This is a genomic window from Streptomyces sp. NPDC037203 (assembly GCF_055605065.1).
The window spans coordinates 648,066-665,988 of sequence record NZ_JBVJUC010000001.1; the positions used below are offsets into that span (position 1 = coordinate 648,066).

The window sequence follows — 17,923 nt, forward strand, 5'->3', positions numbered from 1 at the left end:
ACAACGGCCGTCACGGGGTGTGGGCCGGGGCCGGGCACCAGGGCCGGGGCCGCCTTTCGGCCTGTACAGAGGCCCGGACGGGTATGCGGTGGCTGTGGCGGTCGTGGACGCCGCCGAAGGAGGCACACGGATGCGGGACATCGCTCAGGGCCTCTCCTCCTGGAGTGCGGCGGGCAAGCGGTTCGCGGTGGCGACGGTCGTACGGACCTGGAAGTCGGCGCCCCGCCAGGCCGGCTCGTCGCTGGCGGTCGCCGAGGACGGCGAGGTGATCGGGAGCGTCTCCGGCGGCTGCGTCGAGGGCGCGGTGTACGAGTTGGCGCGCGAGGTCCTGGAGAGCGGCAGGGCCGCCCTGGTGACCTACGGCGTCAGCGACGACGACGCGCTGGCGGTCGGCCTGACCTGCGGCGGGATCATCGAGATCCTGGTGCGGCCGGCGGGCGCGGGCCGCTTTCCGGGGCTGCCGGACGTGCTGGAGGCGATCGGCGCGGGACGGCCGGTCGCGGTGGTGTCGCCGCTGCCGGCCGAGGGCGGCGGCGCGGAGCCGGAACCCGCGGCCGCGCCCGCCGGCCAGCTGATCGTCACGCCGTCGGATGCGCGGGGCACACTCGGTGACGCCCGCCTCGACGCCGCGGTGGCCGAGCGGGCGCAGGGGCTGCTGGCGCAGGGCGGTACCGGGGTGGTGCGGGTCGGGCGCGCGGGTGAGGAGCGGCGCGACGACGTCGCCGTGTTCGTGGAGTCCTTCGCGCCGCCGCCGCGGCTGCTGGTGTTCGGCGCCATCGACTTCGCGTCCGCAGTGGCCCGGATCGGCAAGTTCCTCGGCTATCACGTCACCGTCTGCGACGCCCGCCCGGTGTTCGCCACCCGCCGCCGCTTCCCGGACGCGGACGAGCTGGTGGTGGACTGGCCGCACCGGTATCTGGAGTCGGCCGAGGTGGACGGCAACACGGTGATCTGCGTCCTCACCCACGACCCGAAGTTCGACGTGCCGCTGCTCCGGCGGGCGCTGCGCACGCCCGCCCGCTACATCGGCGCGATGGGCAGCCGCCGCACCCACGAGGACCGGCTGCGGCGGCTGCGCGAGGAGGGCATGAGCGAGGCGGAGCTGTCCCGGCTGTCCTCACCCATCGGACTCGACCTGGGTGCCCGCACGCCGGAGGAGACGGCGGTGGCCATCATGGCGGAGGTCATCGCCCTGCGGTGGGGCGGCACGGGGCGACGGCTGGGGGAGACGACACCGCTGCCGATCCATCGCTGACACGGGTCGCCACCGGCGGCCCACAGGAGCCACGAGGACTCTCGCAGGCCGCCGACGCCAGGAGGCCGGGCTCCCGAGGCCGAGGCCGGCAGGGACTGGTCCCGGAGCCCGGCATCAGCCGGATCCGGGACACCGGGGCGGCCCCACGCCATCGGCTGCGGCCAGGGGCCCGAGGTCGGCATCGGTCGCCATGGCCGGGGGGCCGAGGCGGCATCGGTGGCCGCGGCCGGGAGTCCGAAGCCAGCATCAGTCACCGTGGCCGGGGGTCCAAGGCGGCACCGCTCGCCGTGGCCGGGGGTCCAAGGCCGACATCACCCGCCACGGCCGAGACTCCGAAGCGGCACCGGTCACCGTGGCCGGGAGTCCGAGGCTGGTATCAGCCACCGTGGCCGGGGAGCCGAGGCGGCACCGCTCACCGTGACCGGGAGCCCGAAGCCGACACGGATCGCCATGACCGAGACTCCGAAGCCGACACCACCCGCCGTGGCCGGGAGTCCGAAGCCGACACCACCCGCCGTGGCCGGGAGTCCGAGTCCGCACCAGTCTTGGCGGGAGTCCGAGGCCGGCACCGGCCGCAGCCGGGCCCGAAGCCGGCACCGGCCGCGGCCGGGCCCCGGGCCGCCGTCGGCTGGAGCGGGGTCTCCGCTCAGCCGGGGAAGACCATCTCGTCGCGGCCGAGGCCCGCGAAGACGCCCGAGACGCGGCGGGCGACATCCGCGGCCGTCAGCCCGACACGGGCCAGGACCCGGCCGCGTTCGGCGTGCTCGAGGAACTCGGCGGGGACACCGAAGTCCCGTACGGGAACGTCCACCTCGGCATCGCGCAGGGCCTGCGCGACGGCGGCGCCGACACCGCCGGCCCGCACCCCGTCCTCGACGGTGACGACGAGCCGGTGCCGGGCGGCGATGCCGGGCAGGGCCGCGTTCACCGGCTTGATCCAGCGCGGGTCGAGGACGGTCGCGCAGATGCCCTGTTCGGCGAGCCGGTCGGCGACCTCCAGGCACATCGGGGCGAGCGCGCCGACGGAGACGACGAGGACATCGGCGCCCTCCTCGGCGGAGCCCCGGAGCACGTCCATGCCGGCGATCGTGCCGACGGCGGCCACCTCGGGGCCGACCGTGCCCTTGGAGTAGCGCACCACCGTGGGCCCGTCCGCCACCTCGACGGCCTCGCGCATCTGGACCCGCAACTGCGTCGCGTCGCGCGGTGCGGCGATCCGCAGGCCCGGCACGACCTGGAGGACGGCCATGTCCCACATGCCGTTGTGCGAGGCGCCGTCGTCGCCGGTGATGCCCGCGCGGTCCAGCATGAAGGTCACCGCGCAGCGGTGCAGCGCCACGTCCATCAGGAGCTGGTCGAAGCAGCGGTTGAGGAAGGTCGCGTAGACGGCGACGACCGGGTGCAGCCCGGCGGTGGCGAGGCCGGCCGCGGAGGCGGCGGCGTGCTGCTCGGCGATGCCGACGTCGAAGAAGCGGTCGGGGAAGCGCTCGGCGAAGGGGGCGAGGCCGGTGGAGCCGCGCATCGCCGCGGTGATCGCCACGATGTCCTCGCGCTCGGCGCCGAGCCGGACCAGTTCCTCGCCGAAGACGCCGGTCCAGTCCTTGCCGGCGACGGTGACCGGCTTGCCGGTGTCCGGGTCGATCACCTTGACCTGGTGGAAGCGCTCGTCGGACTCCTCGGCGAAGCTGTAGCCGCGGCCCTTCTCGGTGATGCAGTGCACGATGACCGGGCCGCCGAACCGCTTGGCGCGGGCCAGCGCCGACTCCAGCGCCTCGATGTCGTGGCCGTCGATCGGGCCGACGTACTTCAGGCCCAGGTCCTCGAACATGCCCTGCGGGGCGATGAAGTCCTTCAGGCCCTTCTTCGCGCCGTGCAGCGCGTCGTAGACCGAGCGGCCGACGATCGGGGTGCGGTCGAGGACGGCCTTGGTGCGCTCCAGGAACTGCTCGTAGCCGTCCGTCGTCCGCAGGGCCGCCAGGTGGCTGGCGAGGCCGCCGATGGTGGGGTTGTACGAGTGGCCGTTGTCGTTGACCACGATGACCAGGGGGAGGGTCTTGTCGGCGGCGATGTTGTTCAGCGCCTCCCAGGTCATGCCGCCGGTGAGCGCGCCGTCCCCGACCACCGCGACGACGGAGCGGTCGCGCCGGCCGGTCAGGCGGTCGGCCTTGGCGATGCCGTCGGCCCAGCTCAGGGCGGCGGAGGCGTGCTGGTTCTCCACGATGTCGTGCGGCGACTCGGCGCGGCTGGGATACCCCGACAGGCCGCCCTCCTTGCGGAGCCTGGAGAAGTCCTGGCGGCCGGTCAGCAGCTTGTGCACATAGGTCTGGTGGCCGACGTCGAAGACGATGCGGTCCTTCGGGGACTCGAAGACCCGGTGCAGCGCGATGGTCAGCTCGACGACGCCGAGGTTCGGGCCCAGGTGCCCCCCGGTGCGGGAGACGGCGCTGACGAGGAACTCGCGGATCTCCCCCGCCAGCGCCCCGAGTTCACCGGCGTCGAGCTTCTTCAGGTCCTGCGGGCCGTGGATCGTCTCCAGAACGCCCATACGTCATTCTCCTTCGGCGCTGCGGACGGGGAAGCGGACAGGGAACACGAAGGTGAAAGGCTATCAATTCGCCCTGATTCAGGAGATCCCCCTCGTGTGAGTCGCCCCACGGCTACCGGCGGGGGAACGGAAGGCGGATGGTGGAATATTCAACTACTGGGCGCCGTTAGATCCGCCGGAACCGCCGAAGGAGGTCACCAGTGGAGACCACGTACGAGGACCAGTACGACCAGTACTACGACCACGGCACCGCCGCCGAGCGCTGGGAGCGTGCCCAGGCGTTCTTCGCGGCCAAGGACTACGCGGGCGCGGCGCGCGTGCTGGCCGCCCTGGCGGAGGAAGTGCCGGAGCAGACCGGGCCCCGGCTGCTGCTGGCCCGCGCCTACTATCACTCCGCGCAGCTGCGGCGGGCCGAGGACCAGCTGCGGCTGATCGTGGAGCGCGACCCGGTGGAGCACTACGCCCGGCTGATGCTGGGCCGCACCCTCCAACGGCAGGCGCGGCACGAGGAGGCGGAGCAGCACCTGCGCATCGCCGCCGCGCTGGCGGGCGACTTCCCGCAGCACTGAGGCGCCCTGCCACGGCCCGGAGGCGACTCGCCGCCCCGCTGCGCGGCATGCCCCGGCACCGGCCCGCGCGCCTCGTCCCCGAGCGGGCCACCGTGGCATCCTGGCGCGATGGCACCCGACCGTGATCACGCGCCGCTCGCCGAACGGGTCGAGGAACTCCTCGCCGCCGGCGGCCCCCTGCCCATCGTCGCCGCCGGCCGGCCGGTGCTGCGCCGCCCCACCGAGCCGTACGACGGCCAGCTCGGCCCCGCCCTGCTGGCCCGCTTCGTCGAGGCGCTGCGCCTGACCATGCACGCCGCGCCGGGCGTGGGCCTCGCCGCGCCCCAGGTCGGCGTGGAACTGCGGATCGCGGTCCTGGAGGACCCGGCGCCGGTGCCGGAGGAGATCGCCGCGGTCCGGGGGCGGCGCCCGCAGCCCTTCCGGGTGCTGGTCAACCCCGTGTACGAACCCGTCGGCACCGCGCGCGCCGCGTTCTTCGAGGGCTGCCTGAGCGTGCCCGGCTGGCAGGCGGTGGTCGCCCGGCACGCCGAGGTGCGGCTGCGCGCCGAGGACGAGCGGGGACGCCCGGTGGACGAGGTGTTCACCGGGTGGCCCGCCCGTATCGTGCAGCACGAGACGGACCACCTCGACGGCACGCTCTACCTCGACCGCGCCGAGCCGCGCTCGCTGTCCACCAACGAGGCGGTCGCCGCCCTGTGGTCCCAGCCGACCCCGGCCACGGCGGCGACCGCCCTCGGCTTCGAACTGCCGTAAGGCTTCCGTCAGTTGTCCCGGTACGCCTCCAGCAGCCGCAGCCACACCTCGCTGAGCGTCGGGTACGACGGGACCACGTGCCACAGGCGGCTGACCGGGACGTGGCCCGCGACGGCGATCGTGGCCGAGTGGATGAGTTCGCCGACGCCGGGGCCGACGAAGGTGACGCCCCGCAGGACCTCCTCCTCCAGGTCCACGACCATGCGGGCGCGGCCCTTGTAGCCGTCGCCGTACAGGGCCGCCCCGGCGACGGAGGAGAACTCGACGTCCACCGCGCGGACCCGGTATCCGGCCTCCTCCGCCTCGGCGAGGGAGAGGCCGACCGCGGCGGCCTCCGGGTCGGTGAACACGACCTGGGGCACGGCCCCGTGGTCGGCGGTGGCCGCGTGCGGACCCCAGGGGCTGTCGAGCAGCGGGGTGCCGGCCGCGCGGGCGCCGATGGCCGCGCCCGCGATCCGGGCCTGGTACTTGCCCTGGTGGGTGAGGAGCGCGCGGTGGTTGACGTCACCGGCGGCGTACAGCCAGTCGGTCCCGGTGACCCGGAGGGTGTCGTCGACCTCCAGCCAGGAGCCGGGTTCCAGGCCGACGGTGTCGAGGCCGATGTCGTCGGTCTGGGGGACGCGGCCGGTGGCGAAGAGGATCTCGTCGGCCTCGAACCGCTCACCCGTACGAGTGGCGGCCACGACGGTGCCGTCCTCCCGCGTGACGGACGTGACGGAGACCCCGGTGCGCACGTCCACGCCGGCCTCGGTGAGCGCCTCGGCGACCAGTTCCCCGGCGAACGGCTCCATCCGGCCGAGCAGGCCCTTGCCGCGCACCAGCAGGGTGACCCGGCTGCCGAGCGCCGCCCAGGCGGTGGCCATCTCGGCGGCGACGACACCGCCGCCGACGACGATCAGCCGGCCGGGTGCCGTGTCCGCGCTGGTGGCCTCGCGGCTGGTCCACGGTCGCGCCTCGGCGAGTCCCGGCAGATCGGGCAGCTGGGCGCGGGTGCCGGTGCAGACGACGACCGCGTGCCGGGCGGTGAGGGTGGTGACGCCGCCGTCGGACACGGTGACCGTGACCCTGCGCGGGCCCGCGAGGCGGCCGTGGCCGCGGTAGAGGTCGGCGCCGATGCCCTCCAGCCAGTCCACCTGCCCGTCGTCCTGCCAGTGCGAAGTGAAGTCGTCGCGGCGCTTCAGTACGGCCGGGGCGTCGAGGGGGCCCTGGACCGCCGCGGCGAGGCCGGGCAGCCGGCGGGCGTCCGCACGGGCGATGACCGGCCTGAGCAGCGCCTTGCTGGGCATACACGCCCAGTAGGAGCACTCGCCGCCGACCAGTTCGCTCTCCACGATCGCGGTGGTGAGGCCGGCCGCTCGGGTGCGGTCGGCGACGTTCTCCCCCACGGGCCCGGCCCCGAGCACCACGACGTCGTACGCGATGGTTTCCGATTCCGTCGTTTCCGTCATGGGGTCAGTCTGGTGGGTGGTGTGCGCTGTGGCCACATGGGTACGAGCGCGCACACGGGCGCCCGGCCGCGCGAGGGCCCTGCGGTGCGCGTGCGCCGTGCCCGCACCGGCGGGGACACTGCCCGGAATAGCCGGTCCGACGGCCGTGTTTGCGCCATCGGCACACCCCACACCAGGAAGAGGGAACCAGGCCATGAGCAGCACCGTGGAGCTGACCAAGGACAACTTCGACCAGACGGTCACGGAGAACGACTTCGTACTCATCGACTTCTGGGCGTCCTGGTGCGGGCCGTGCCGGCAGTTCGCGCCGGTGTACGAGAAGGCCGCCGAGGACAACCCGGACCTGGTGTTCGGCAAGGTGGACACCGAGGCCCAGCCGGAGCTGGCGCAGTCCTTCGGCATCCAGTCGATCCCGACGCTGATGATCGTGCGGGACCGGGTGGCCGTGTTCGCCCAGCCGGGTGCGCTGCCCGAGGCGGCCCTGACGGACGTCATCGGCCAGGCGCGCGGGCTGGACATGGACGAGGTCCGCAAGAGCATCGCGGACCGGGAGAGCCAGGCGGAGTAGCGGTGCCGGGGGTGGCGGGCCGGGTTCAGGTGGACTCGCGGCGTACGACCGAGGAGCCCAGGACCCGGTGCACCTCCGGTTCGCCGCCCGGATCGCGGACCGCGCGGTCGACCAGGGCCGCGAGGTCCAGACCCGAGGGCAGTTCGATGCGCACGGTGCTCAGCCGGGGTCGCAGCAGCCGGCCGAGCATCAGGTCGTCGGCACCGATCACGGCCACGTCCTCGGGGATGCGCCGCCCCGCGTCCTGGAGGGCGCGCATCAGCAGCATGGCGTACTCGTCGTTGTAGGCGAACACCGCGTCCACATCGGGCCAGTGGTCCACGAGTTCGGCGGCGGCCCGCTCCGTGTAGGCGAGCGGTACGGCGGTGACGCTCGCCCCGGTGCCGCGCAGCGCCCGGCGGGCGCCGGCGAGCCGGGGCCCCGAACAGGCCTCCAGGCCCGGTTCCCGAGGCACGACGACCCCGATCCGCCGTCTGCCGCGCTCGTACAGGTGGGCCGCCGCGCAGCGGCCCACGGCGTCATGGTCCATCAGCAGGGCGTGCGCGCCCTCGACGCGTTCGGGACCGAGGGTGACGACCGCGCGGACGCCGGAGCGTTTGAGGAGGGCCACGCCCTGCGGTCCGAGCCCGGTGCCGGGCACCAGGACGGCCACGGGCCGCAACTCCGCCCAGGCGCGGGCGGCTTCGTCGCCCTGGAGGCCGACGGAGCCGTACTGGACGACGGTGTAGTCGAGCCGCCCCAGGGCGCTGTGGACGTCGTTGAGGAACGCGCTGTACAGAGGTCCGACCGGGACCGCCGGGGCCGGCATGAGGACCAGACGGCTGCGGCCGGCGCGCAGGCTGCGGGCGGCGGCGTGGGGGACGTACCCGAGTTCCCGCGCGGCCTCGTGGACGCGCCGCCGCGTGGGTTCGCTGATCCGCACGGCGTCGGTGTTGTTGAGGACGTAGGACACGGTCGCGCGCGAGACGCCGGCCAGGCGGGCCACATCGGCACTCGTGGGAGTGTTCGGTATCTGCACCATGACAGACCGCATCCTGGCAGAGCGGTCCGGGGACGTGGCGGGCGGGGGACCGTGGTTCGTGTTTTGACCAACTCGCTTGCTCAGTAGGGCCGTTCGGCAAACCGGACAGGGCCGTCCGCCCCTTGCGGGAGGGCGGGCAAGGTCAGGCAGGCGGCTCGGTGCCCGTCACCCGTGCGACCAGGTCCACCCAGGCCGCCTCCAGACGGGCCATGGGCAGCCCGCGCTGCCGGGTCAGATGGTGGATGAGGGCCGGGTCGAGCGAGGCCAGCAGGGTGTGGGCGAGCAGTTCGCAGTCCGCGTCCGGCACGATCTGGCGCAGCAGCATGACGACGTGGGTGCGCAGCGCCTGCGTCGCGGGGTGGGAGAAGCGGCGGCAGGCCTCCGGCTGGGCGGCGAGCTGCAGTTCCAGTTGCTCGGCCGAGCGGTAGAGCACCGCGATGCCGAACGCCCGCAGCCGCTCCAGGGGCGGGGCGCCGGGACCGAGCGGCGGGGGGCCGCCGAGGAAGTCGGCCTGGAGCTGCCGGCCCGAGTGGTCGAGCAGCGCCGTCAGCAGCCCGGTGCGGTCGCCGAAGCGCCGGAAGACCGTGCCCTTGCCGACCTTGGCCGCCGCGGCGACGGCCTCCATGGTGACGCCGGCCACGCCGTGCTCCGCGATCAGCCGGGCGGCGGCCTCCAGCAGCCGGGCGCGGTTGCGGGCCGCGTCGGCGCGCAGACAGGGTTCCTCGGGAGCGGTGCCGAGCTCCAGCAGGGGTGGCGCGTCGGAGGGCTCCTGCGGCGTGGGGAAGGGCTGCGGCGCGCTGGACATGAAGACAGCGTAAAGCACCGGGAACAGAACTGGACCCCGGTCCGTTTAGGGTGATAGAAATTTAAACGGACCTTGGTCCGGATCGTAACGGCGATGTTTCAGCCCCTGGAGTCTTCCCATGTCTGTTCGTATCCTCGCGCTCGTCGGCAGCCTGCGTGCCGGTTCGCACAACCGTCAGCTGGCCGAGGCGGCCGCCAAGCTCGCCCCCGAGGGCGCCGAGGTCGTGATCTTCGAGGGCCTGGCCGACGTGCCCTTCTACAACGAGGACGTCGACGTCGAGGGCAGCGTCCCGGCCGCCGCCGCGGCGCTGCGCGAGGCCGCTCAGGGCGCCGACGCGTTCCTGCTGTTCTCGCCCGAGTACAACGGCACCATGCCGGCCGTCCTGAAGAACGCCATCGACTGGCTGTCCCGCCCGTACGGCGCAGGCGCCTTCGGCGGCAAGCCCGTCGCCGTGATCGGCACCGCCTTCGGCCAGTACGGCGGCGTGTGGGCCCAGGACGACACCCGCAAGGCCGCCGGTATCGCCGGTGGCAAGGTCGTCGAGGACATCAAGCTCTCGATCCCCGGCTCGGTGACCCGCTTCGCCGAGACCCACCCGGCCGACGACGCCGAGGTCGCCGCCCAGCTGACCGAGGTCGTGGCGCGCCTGCACAGCACCGCGACGCAGGCCGCGGCCGCCTGAGCCGGCCCCCGCACCACCCGTAGGGACCGGAACCGAGCGGCTTCCGGTCCCTACGGGCCTTTCGAGCCCTGCGAGCGCGCAGGAGCCGCACCTTCCGCCTGCGCGGTACTGCTGGTGCGCGGCATCGCGGGTATGCGGACGATGGCCGTACGGCCGTGATCGCGTCAGCCCGTCCGAGGAGGAAGCCGTGTCCCTGGTCCCGCCGCCGTTCGACCCGGAGCTGGCCGCGTGCCTGGAGTCGCTCGGGGACGCGGCCGCGCCCGGCTTCCGGCTGGAGGATCTCGGCGCCGTCCGGCGCGGCACCTGTCTGGCGGCACCGGACCTCACCCTGGGCGGCGCCTTCGAGGTGAGCGAGCACGCCGTGCCGGGACCGCCGGGCGCCCCCGGAGTCCCGCTGCTGGTCTGCCGCCCGGCGGGTACGACGGCCCCGCTGCCGGTGCTCTACCACGTACACGGCGGCGGCATGATGGCCGGCACCGACCGGGCCGGGGTGGAAATCCCCCTGAGCTGGGCGCGGGAGCTGGGCGCGGTGGTGGTGTCGGTGGACTACCGGCTCGCTCCCGAACACCCGCACCCGGCGCCGGTCGAGGACGTCTACGCGGGACTCGTCTGGACCGCCGCGCACACGGCGGAGATCGGCGGTGCCCCGCGACGCGTCGTCCTCACGGGGGCCAGCGCGGGCGGCGGACTCGCGGCGGCCGCGGCGCTGCTCGCCCGCGACCGGCAAGGACCCGTTCTCCTCGGCCAGTTGCTGATGAGCCCGATGCTGGACGACCGCAACGACACCGTCTCCAGCCACCAGATGGCGGGACTCGGCCTGTGGGACCGCAGCGCCAACGAGACCGCCTGGACGGCCCTGCTGGGCGCGCGCCGGGGCGGCCCGGACGTCTCCCCGTACGCCGCCCCGGCCCGCGCCGCCGATCTGTCCGCACTGCCGCCCGCGTACCTCGACGTCGGCTCGGCGGAGACCTTCCGGGACGAGACCGTCACCTACGCCTCCCGCCTCTGGCAGGCCGGTGCGGCGGCCGAACTCCACGTCTGGCCCGGCGCGTTCCACGGCTTCGAGGCGCTCGCCCCCAATGCGGCCCTGTCCCGGACGGCACACGCCGCCCGACTCGACTGGCTCCGGCGGCTGTTGGCACGCTGAGCCGCGGACCGCGCAGGCAGAAACTCCCCCAGCCCCGCCTGTTGGCGCCACTGTTCGGCAGACCCTTGGACATGACCGGCTCCAGGTCGGCTATGGTCGCGATCGCCTGTGCGACAAGGGGAGTTGGCATGATCGACCCGGACGAATACGAGGCGACGGCCGCGAAGGCCGGCCTGGGAGAAATGGTCGCGGTGCACCCGCGGTACCGACCGGTGACGCTGGCGATGCAGGCGTGGATCGGCGGTGCGGCCCTGGCCATCGGCATGGGCGCCGGTGTGGCCGCCGGCACGTGGTGGCCCTTGGCGGCTGCCCTCGTCGTGGCGATAGCGGCCGGGATCGCGTACGGGCGCCTGGCACCGGTCCAGGGCCTGCAGGCCGTGCTGGTGTATCAGGGCGGTCTGCTCCTCGCCGCCCAGGCCGGGCCCGATCGCACCATCCGCTGGGACGACATCCGGGCCACCGAATACACCCCGGAGAGCTACCGGGACGAGCGACTGGGTGCCGCCCAGACCCGGACCACCCGCACCTACGAGCGGGGCACGATCTGGATCGCGGCGGCCGCCGGGCCGATCACTCTGCTGCACGTGCGGCGCATGGCCCGGCTGTTCGAAGAGATCGACGACCGGATCATTCCGGCCATCCAGGTCGACCTCGAGGAGACGCTGCGTACCGAGGGGAGCGTGCGGTTCGATCGGGGTCGGCTCACCGTCACGCCCGCCGGGCTGGTGCACACGCCGCCGTACGGACAGGGCGGGGAGTTCGCGTGGTCGCAGGTACGGTCCGTGAAGGCGTCGGGCCACGGCGAGCTGGAGATCAAGGTGGCGGGCCAAGCTCCGATCCGGCTCGGGCTGTTGAACGCACGGGCGGCCGTGGAATTCATCGAGGATCTGCGCGCGGCGGGCGGCAGCGGCCGGCCCTGAGAGCAGAGGCCGGAGCCACCGCCCGTGAACCGCTCGCGGAAGAAGAACCCGCCCGAGTCCTGGCCCCTGCCCGGCTTCCGCGGCGCGGCACTAGGGTTCCCCCGTGAGCACGTTTACCGACACCGATGAGAACGTCCCCGGCCGTAACGGCCCGCACGCGACCACCGCGGCGGACCCGCGCGAGGTCGGCCGGGTGCGCACCGAGTACTCCCCGGCCCACGACGGCGACCCGGACCCCGGAGAGATCGTGTGGACCTGGGTCCCGTTCGAGGAGGACGACGGCCGGGGCAAGGACCGCCCGGTGCTGGTCGTCGCCCGCGAGGCGGCGGGCACCTTCCTGGCGGTGCAGCTCTCCAGCAAGCGGCACGACGGCGACCGCGAGTGGGTGGCCATCGGCAGCGGTCCCTGGGACCGCTCGGGCCGGGACTCCTGGGTGGACGTGGACCGGGTGCTGCGCCTGCACGAGGACGGCATGCGCCGCGAGGCCTGCGCCCTGGACCGGATGCGCTTCAACCTGGTCCGGCAGCGGCTGCACGAGCGGTACGGCTGGACCTGACGGCCGGCGGCGGGGCGGGGCGCCAGGACGACCGGGGCCGGTCCACCGGCCCCGGACATCGGGGCGCGGCACCGGCGGCCTCCGTCCCGCAAGGGCCGCCCCGCCTCACTCACACCCCGACGCGCGCGAACGCCCGTACGAATGCCGCCCGTACCGTCGCGCCGGGCGTGCGGTCCAGGACGGCGAACACCACCTGCTCGAAGGTCCGCTCGAAGCGGCCACCGGCGCCGAGCAGGTCGCGGAAGGCGGCGGCGACCTGCGCCGGATCGTTCTGGAAGACGCCGCAGCCCCAGGCGCCCAGCACCAACCGCCGGTATCCATGGGCCGCGGCGGTCTCCAGGACCCGCTCGGCGCGGGTCGCGAGGGCGGCCGGGATCGCGGCGGCGCGGTCGGGGGCCGTACGCCGCAGGACGCCCGCGTTCGGGGCGGCGGCGGTCAGGAAGCCCACACGGTAGGGCTCGGCGAGGAGCCGTCCGCGGTCGTCGCGGAAGACGGGGACGCCGGGGCTGTGGATCACCCGGTCGGAGTAGAGCGGGTCCCGGTCGGCGCGATGGTGGTCGTAGAACTCCCGGACCCGCAGCAGGCAGGTGTACAGCGCGGAGGCGCGGCACAGGGCCTCTTCCTGGGCCTGGGCGCCGTTCAGGTAGCCACCGCCCGGATTTCTCGCCGAGGCGAAGTCCAGGACGGCGACCGGGGCGCCACACAGCCGGCGGGCGGCCTCCGTGCTGCTCTCGCCGGTCACCTCGACGGCCGTGTCCAGGCCGGGTGCCGGCGGCACCGGGACCGGGCCGGGGCCGTACATCCGGGTGCCGGTCCGGGCGGCGGCTATCGCGTCCGCGAGGGACACCTCCGTGCCGCCCGGCGCCCGGTAGCGGCCCGCGGCGACGATCTGTTCCGTCTCCGCGGCGATCCCGCGCAGGCGCGCGCTCATGGCGCCACCCCCGTGGACGCCATGACCACGGCCCGCGCGGTCTCCCCCGTTGTGCTCACGCGGTCATCCTGAGTGATGCTGGTGGGGCGGTGCAATGGAATTTCCCGGCCCCGGAACCGGCCCCGCAACCGGTCCCGGTACCACCCGGAACCGCCCGGCACCTGCCGCGGACGCGTGCGAACACGCGCGAACGCGACGGTGACGTGTCGGAGACGTCCGGGAGGGCACTCTTGTGCGATGCGGCACGAGGGTTTTGGCTGGGACGAGTGACTGCCCGGCCCACCGGACGCCGGGCCGAAGACATGGTGGAATCTCAGGAGGATCCCGACATGTCCGATGCGACAGACGAGGGTGGCGACTGTACGGAGCGCCGTACGGCCGTCACCGAGGCCGAGGTGGAGGCCCTGGTCCAGGGCATCTGCTTCAAGACCGGGCCACCGCGCACCCTCGGTGTGGAGCTGGAGTGGCTCGTCCAGGACCGGGACCTGCCCCAGCGTCCCGTGCCACCCGAACGGCTCCGCGCGGCCTACGCCGCCGTGCGCGCCGTACCCCTCGGTTCGGCGCTCACCGTCGAACCCGGCGGCCAGCTGGAGCTGAGCTCGCCGCCGGCCGCCTGTCTGACGGAGTGCGTCGGCACCGTCTCCGCCGACCTCGCGGCCGTCCGTGCCGTTCTCGACGGGCACGGGCTCGTGCTCGCCGGCCTCGGCCACGACCCCTTCCGCCTCCCCGACAGGTTCCTGCGCGAGCCGCGCTACGACGCGATGGAGACCTGCCTGGACCGCGCCGGACCGGCCGGCCGGCACATGATGCGCGCCTCCGCCTCCGTGCAGGTCTGCGTGGACGCGGGCCACGAGGAGCCGGGCCCGCTGGGGTACGGGCGGCGCTGGTGGCTGGCGCACCAGCTGGGCGCGGTCCTGGTCGCCGCGTTCGCCAACTCCCCGCTGATCGGCCGGCTCCCCACCGGCTGGCTGTCCACCCGGCAACTGATGTGGGCGGAGATCGGCGCGGGCCGGGCGGGCGCGCCCCCGCTGGACGAGGAGCCGCGCGCGGCGTGGGCCCGGCACGTGCTGGACTCCCCGGTGATGTGCGTGCGCCGGGACGGCGGCCCCTGGGAGGTACCCGAGCGGCTGACCTTCCGGGAGTGGACGCGCGGACACGGGCCCCGGCCGCCCACCCGGTCGGATCTCGACTACCACCTCACCACCCTCTTCCCTCCGGTGAGGCCGCGCGGCCATCTGGAACTGCGGATGATCGACGCGCAGCCGGGCGACGACGGCTGGATCGTGCCGCTCGCGGTGACGGCGGCGCTGTTCGACGATCCCCAGGCGGCCGAGACCGCCTACCGGTTGGTGAAGCCGCTGGCCGAGCGGGCGCTGAACCGGCCGGCCCCGCACAACCCGCTGTGGTCCGACGCGGCACGGCTCGGGCTCGCCGACCCGGAGCTGCGGGAGGTGGCCGCCGCCTGTTTCGCGGCGGCGCTCGACGCGCTGCCCCGGCTCGGCGCCGGCACCGAGGTGACGGGTGCCGTGGCGGGGTACCTGGAGCGCTATGTCGCCCGTGGCCGCTGCCCGGCCGACGATCTGCTGGACGCACCCCCCGGCACCGGGAGCGGCCCCGCCGCCCATGGCAGGAAGGACATCCCCTCATGACCGCCGCCAAGGCCGACACCACGGCCGCGGAGCCGGACACCGAGGCCCTGCGCGAGCGCGCGCTGGCCTCGCTCACCACCGCCCGCGACCGCACCACCTCGCTCACCACGTGCGTGGACGAACCCGAACTGACCGCGCAGCATTCGCCGTTGATGTCCCCGCTGGTGTGGGACCTCGCGCACATCGGCAACCAGGAGGAGCTGTGGCTGCTGCGGGCGGTCGGCGGGCGGGAGGCGCTCCGCCCGGAGATCGACGGCCTGTACGACGCCTTCGAGCATCCGCGCGCGGAACGGCCCTCGCTGCCGCTGCTGCCACCCGCGGAGGCCCGGCACTATGTGGCCGAGGTGCGCGGGCGGGTGCTGGACGTGCTGGAGTCCGCGGATCTGCGAGGCACCCGGCTGACCGAGGCCGGCTTCGCCTTCGGGATGATCGCACAGCACGAACAGCAGCACGACGAAACGATGCTGATCACCCATCAGCTGCGGACCGGCCCGCCGGTCCTGACCGCGCCGGACCCGGAGCCCGGCCCGCCGTTCACGGGTCCGGCCGAAGTCCTCGTGCCCGGCGGCCCGTTCACCATGGGCACCTCCGATGAGCCGTGGGCGCTGGACAACGAACGCCCGGCGCACCCGCGTCAGGTGGCACCGTTCTGGATCGACACCATCCCGGTGACGAACGCTGCGTACCAGGCGTTCATCGAGGACGGCGGTTACGACACCGAGCGCTGGTGGGCGCCGCAGGGCTGGGCGCACATCCGGCGGCACGGCATCGCGGCGCCGCTGTTCTGGCACCGGGAGGGCGACCGCTGGCTGCGCCGCCGCTTCGGCACCACGGAGGTGGTGCCGCCGGACGAGCCGGTGCTGCACGTGTCCTGGTACGAGGCGGACGCCTACGCCCGCTGGGCCGGGCGCCGGCTGCCCACCGAGGCGGAGTGGGAGAAGGCCGCCCGGCACGACCCCGCCACCGGCCGCTCCCGGCGCTACCCCTGGGGCGACGCCGACCCGGCGCCGGAGCACGCCAACCTCGGCCAGCGGCACCTGGGCCCCGCACCGGCCGGGAGCTATCCGGCGGGCGAATCGCCGCTCGGAGTAAGGCAGTTGATCGGTGACGTGTGGGAGTGGACGGCGAGCGACTTCCTGCCGTATCCGGGATTCCGGGCGTTCCCGTACAAGCAGTACTCGGAGGTGTTCTTCGGCCCCGAGTACAAGGTGCTGCGCGGCGGTTCGTTCGCCGTGGACCCGGTGGCCTGCCGGGGCACCTTCCGCAACTGGGACTATCCGATCCGGCGGCAGATCTTCTCCGGGTTCCGAACCGCCCGCTCGGAGTCCGACTGATGTGCCGCCACCTTGCCTATACCGGCCCCGAGTTGCCGCTCGGGCAGTTGCTGACGGAGCCCCCGCACAGCCTGTTCCGGCAGTCGTGGGCGCCGCGGCGGCAGCGGTACGGCACGGTCAACGCCGACGGTTTCGGGGTGGGCTGGTACGCGCCCGGCGACCCCGAGCCCGCCCGGTACCGGCGGGCCGGGCCGATCTGGGCGGACCTGTCCTTCACCGACCTGGTCCGGGTGGTGCGCTCCGGCGCGGTGCTCGCCGCCGTGCGGGACGCCACCCTCGCGGGGGCGGACGCGGAGGCCGCGGCGGCGCCGTTCGCCGCGGGGCGCTGGCTGTTCAGCCACAACGGGGCGGTCGCGGGCTGGCCGGACGCGGCGGCGCCCCTGGTGGCCGCGCTGCCCCCGGTCGACCTGCTGTCGCTGCCCGCCCGCACCGACTCGGCGTTCGTCTGGGCCCTGGTGCTGCACCGGCTGCGCACCGGTGCCGCCCCGGACCTGGCCCTCGCGGAGACGGCGCGCGAGGTCGCGCGGGCGGCCCCCGCCTCGCGGCTGAACCTGCTGCTGACGGACGGCACCACCATCGCCGCCACCGCCTGGGGCGACAGCCTCTGGTACCGCACGGAGCCCGGCCGCGGCACGGTCGTCGCCTCCGAGCCCTACGACGACGACCCGCTGTGGCGGGAGGTCCCCGACCGCACCGTGCTCACCGCGGACAGCACCGGTGTGCTGCTCGCCCCGGCGGCGGGACCGGCCGCCGTACCATCGAAGGAGCCCTGCACGTGAGCCCTCTGCATGTCACCCGCACCCTCCCCGAGGACGCGACGGAGGCCGCGCTGCGCGCCGATGTCGAGCGCGGCCTGACCGACGACCCCAAGTGGCTGCCGCCGAAGTGGTTCTACGACGCGCGGGGCAGCGAACTCTTCGACAAGATCACCGAGTTGCCCGAGTACTACCCGACCCGCGCCGAGCGGGAGATCCTGGTCGCCCGGTCCGGTGAGATCGCCGCCGCTAGCGGAGCGCGGACACTGATCGAGCTGGGCTCGGGCTCCTCGGAGAAGACCCGCTACCTGCTCGACGCGCTCACCTCGCTCGCCGCGTACGTCCCGGTGGACGTCAGCGAGAGCGCCCTCGTCCAGGCAGGGCGGGCGCTCGTCGCGGAGCGCCCGGACCTGGAGGTGCACGCGCTGATCGCCGACTTCACCGCGCCGCTCGAGCTGCCCGCGACGCCGGGCCCGCGGCTGGTGGCGTTCCTCGGCGGCACCATCGGCAATCTGCTGCCCGCCGAACGCGCCGCGTTCCTGGCCTCGGTGCGCGCCCTGCTCGAACCCGGCGACGGGCTGCTGCTCGGCACCGATCTGGTCAAGCACGAGCAGGTGCTGGTGCGGGCGTACGACGACGCGGCCGGGGTGACGGCCGCGTTCGACAAGAACGTGCTGAACGTCGTCAACCGCGAACTGGGCGCCGACTTCGACCCGGACGCCTTCGAGCACGTGGCCGTGTGGGATGCCCGCCGGGAGTGGATCGAGATGCGGCTGCGCGCGCGCAGCGCGCAGACCGTGAAGGTGCCCGCGCTGGACCTCGCGGTCGAGTTCGCGGCGGGCGAGGAGCTGCGCACCGAGGTGTCGGCGAAGTTCCGCAAGGACGGCGTGAGCCGGGAACTCGCCGTCGCCGGACTCGACTTGGCCCACTGGTGGACCGACGCGGAGGACCGGTTCGCGCTGTCGCTGAGCGTGGCGCGGTGAAC

The 17,923-nt window shown here is 74.2% G+C and carries 17 protein-coding genes; 12 read left to right on the forward strand and 5 right to left on the reverse strand.

Going from position 1 to position 17,923, the window contains the following annotated elements; genetic code table 11:
• The first annotated feature begins 130 nt into the window (after positions 1–130).
• On the forward strand, positions 131–1,255 hold the full coding sequence (locus tag ACZ7EC_RS02720) for an XdhC family protein (protein WP_471056820.1): 1,125 nt from the start codon (positions 131–133) through the stop codon (positions 1,253–1,255).
• A gap of 646 nt (positions 1,256–1,901) precedes the next feature.
• Here the strand turns inward: ACZ7EC_RS02720 and dxs are convergent.
• A complete protein-coding gene (gene dxs / locus ACZ7EC_RS02725) occupies positions 1,902–3,800 on the reverse strand; it encodes a 1-deoxy-D-xylulose-5-phosphate synthase (RefSeq protein WP_471056823.1) in 1,899 nt (632 codons plus the stop codon).
• 200 nt (positions 3,801–4,000) lie between these two features.
• Here dxs and ACZ7EC_RS02730 point away from each other — a divergent pair, with 200 nt between their 5' ends.
• Positions 4,001–4,369 carry a tetratricopeptide repeat protein gene (locus ACZ7EC_RS02730; protein WP_471056826.1) on the forward strand — a complete coding sequence of 123 codons (369 nt, stop codon included), beginning with the start codon at positions 4,001–4,003 and terminating at the stop codon, positions 4,367–4,369.
• A gap of 108 nt (positions 4,370–4,477) precedes the next feature.
• Positions 4,478–5,122, forward strand: a complete 645-nt coding sequence (locus ACZ7EC_RS02735) for a peptide deformylase (protein WP_471056829.1) — start codon at positions 4,478–4,480, stop codon at positions 5,120–5,122.
• Between the two features lie 8 nt (positions 5,123–5,130).
• On the opposite strand, the gene ACZ7EC_RS02740 is transcribed toward ACZ7EC_RS02735, so the two are convergent.
• Entirely contained in the window at positions 5,131–6,570 is a 1,440-nt protein-coding gene (locus tag ACZ7EC_RS02740) for a dihydrolipoyl dehydrogenase family protein (protein WP_471056832.1), read from the reverse strand.
• Positions 6,571–6,763: 193 nt separating this feature from the next.
• On the opposite strand from ACZ7EC_RS02740, the gene trxA reads away from it, so the two are divergent.
• Positions 6,764–7,138: a thioredoxin gene (trxA, locus tag ACZ7EC_RS02745; protein ID WP_471056835.1), complete on the forward strand. Its 375-nt coding sequence runs from the start codon at positions 6,764–6,766 to the stop codon at positions 7,136–7,138.
• Positions 7,139–7,163: 25 nt separating this feature from the next.
• Here the strand turns inward: trxA and ACZ7EC_RS02750 are convergent, their stop codons facing one another.
• The gene (locus tag ACZ7EC_RS02750; RefSeq protein WP_471056838.1) at positions 7,164–8,159 is read right to left on the reverse strand and encodes a LacI family DNA-binding transcriptional regulator; all 996 of its coding nucleotides are present in this window, start codon (positions 8,157–8,159) and stop codon (positions 7,164–7,166) included.
• Positions 8,160–8,301: 142 nt separating this feature from the next.
• A complete protein-coding gene (locus ACZ7EC_RS02755; RefSeq protein WP_471056841.1) occupies positions 8,302–8,982 on the reverse strand; it encodes a TetR family transcriptional regulator in 681 nt (226 codons plus the stop codon).
• Between the two features lie 100 nt (positions 8,983–9,082).
• Here ACZ7EC_RS02755 and ACZ7EC_RS02760 point away from each other — a divergent pair, with 100 nt between their 5' ends.
• From ACZ7EC_RS02760 to ACZ7EC_RS02775, 4 genes are all read left to right on the forward strand, one after another.
• Positions 9,083–9,646 carry an NAD(P)H-dependent oxidoreductase gene (locus ACZ7EC_RS02760; RefSeq protein WP_471056844.1) on the forward strand — a complete coding sequence of 188 codons (564 nt, stop codon included), beginning with the start codon at positions 9,083–9,085 and terminating at the stop codon, positions 9,644–9,646.
• Positions 9,647–9,833: 187 nt separating this feature from the next.
• Positions 9,834–10,793, forward strand: a complete 960-nt coding sequence (locus tag ACZ7EC_RS02765) for an alpha/beta hydrolase (protein ID WP_471056846.1) — start codon at positions 9,834–9,836, stop codon at positions 10,791–10,793.
• A 92-nt stretch (positions 10,794–10,885) separates the two neighbouring features.
• Positions 10,886–11,713, forward strand: a complete 828-nt coding sequence (locus ACZ7EC_RS02770; protein WP_471056848.1) for a hypothetical protein — start codon at positions 10,886–10,888, stop codon at positions 11,711–11,713.
• A 103-nt stretch (positions 11,714–11,816) separates the two neighbouring features.
• Positions 11,817–12,269 (forward strand): type II toxin-antitoxin system PemK/MazF family toxin, encoded by a 453-nt coding sequence (locus tag ACZ7EC_RS02775; protein ID WP_471056850.1) that lies wholly within the window; start codon positions 11,817–11,819, stop codon positions 12,267–12,269.
• Positions 12,270–12,378: 109 nt separating this feature from the next.
• Here ACZ7EC_RS02775 and ACZ7EC_RS02780 read toward each other — a convergent pair whose 3' ends face one another.
• Entirely contained in the window at positions 12,379–13,200 is an 822-nt protein-coding gene (locus ACZ7EC_RS02780; RefSeq protein ID WP_471056852.1) for a TIGR02452 family protein, read from the reverse strand.
• 329 nt (positions 13,201–13,529) lie between these two features.
• On the opposite strand from ACZ7EC_RS02780, the gene egtA reads away from it, so the two are divergent.
• Genes egtA through egtD form a run of 4 tightly spaced genes read left to right on the forward strand, consistent with a single transcriptional unit; the run spans position 13,530 to position 17,921 of the window.
• On the forward strand, positions 13,530–14,849 hold the full coding sequence (gene egtA, locus ACZ7EC_RS02785) for an ergothioneine biosynthesis glutamate--cysteine ligase EgtA (protein ID WP_471056854.1): 1,320 nt from the start codon (positions 13,530–13,532) through the stop codon (positions 14,847–14,849).
• Entirely contained in the window at positions 14,846–16,183 is a 1,338-nt protein-coding gene (gene egtB, locus ACZ7EC_RS02790) for an ergothioneine biosynthesis protein EgtB (protein ID WP_471056856.1), read from the forward strand. Before egtA ends, egtB begins: the two co-directional genes overlap by 4 nt.
• Positions 16,183–16,962: an ergothioneine biosynthesis protein EgtC gene (gene egtC, locus ACZ7EC_RS02795; protein WP_471056858.1), complete on the forward strand. Its 780-nt coding sequence runs from the start codon at positions 16,183–16,185 to the stop codon at positions 16,960–16,962. The genes egtB and egtC overlap by 1 nt, the downstream gene beginning before the upstream one ends.
• On the forward strand, positions 16,959–17,921 hold the full coding sequence (gene egtD, locus ACZ7EC_RS02800; protein WP_471056860.1) for an L-histidine N(alpha)-methyltransferase: 963 nt from the start codon (positions 16,959–16,961) through the stop codon (positions 17,919–17,921). Before egtC ends, egtD begins: the two co-directional genes overlap by 4 nt.
• Positions 17,922–17,923 lie beyond the last annotated feature (2 nt).

What these genes read in the sequence shown, in the direction of transcription:
- ACZ7EC_RS02770 (WP_471056848.1), top strand. Translation starts at nt 10,886, where the DNA reads ATGGTCGCGATCGCCTGTGCGACAAGGGGAGTTGGCATGATCGACCCG.
- ACZ7EC_RS02750 (WP_471056838.1), bottom strand. Translation starts at nt 8,159, where the DNA reads ATGGTGCAGATACCGAACACTCCCACGAGTGCCGATGTGGCCCGCCTG.
- egtC (WP_471056858.1), top strand. Translation starts at nt 16,183, where the DNA reads ATGTGCCGCCACCTTGCCTATACCGGCCCCGAGTTGCCGCTCGGGCAG.
- ACZ7EC_RS02740 (WP_471056832.1), bottom strand. Translation starts at nt 6,570, where the DNA reads ATGACGGAAACGACGGAATCGGAAACCATCGCGTACGACGTCGTGGTG.
- ACZ7EC_RS02720 (WP_471056820.1), top strand. Translation starts at nt 131, where the DNA reads ATGCGGGACATCGCTCAGGGCCTCTCCTCCTGGAGTGCGGCGGGCAAG.
- egtA (WP_471056854.1), top strand. Translation starts at nt 13,530, where the DNA reads ATGTCCGATGCGACAGACGAGGGTGGCGACTGTACGGAGCGCCGTACG.
- ACZ7EC_RS02780 (WP_471056852.1), bottom strand. Translation starts at nt 13,200, where the DNA reads ATGAGCGCGCGCCTGCGCGGGATCGCCGCGGAGACGGAACAGATCGTC.
- trxA (WP_471056835.1), top strand. Translation starts at nt 6,764, where the DNA reads ATGAGCAGCACCGTGGAGCTGACCAAGGACAACTTCGACCAGACGGTC.
- ACZ7EC_RS02760 (WP_471056844.1), top strand. Translation starts at nt 9,083, where the DNA reads ATGTCTGTTCGTATCCTCGCGCTCGTCGGCAGCCTGCGTGCCGGTTCG.
- ACZ7EC_RS02735 (WP_471056829.1), top strand. Translation starts at nt 4,478, where the DNA reads ATGGCACCCGACCGTGATCACGCGCCGCTCGCCGAACGGGTCGAGGAA.
- dxs (WP_471056823.1), bottom strand. Translation starts at nt 3,800, where the DNA reads ATGGGCGTTCTGGAGACGATCCACGGCCCGCAGGACCTGAAGAAGCTC.
- egtB (WP_471056856.1), top strand. Translation starts at nt 14,846, where the DNA reads ATGACCGCCGCCAAGGCCGACACCACGGCCGCGGAGCCGGACACCGAG.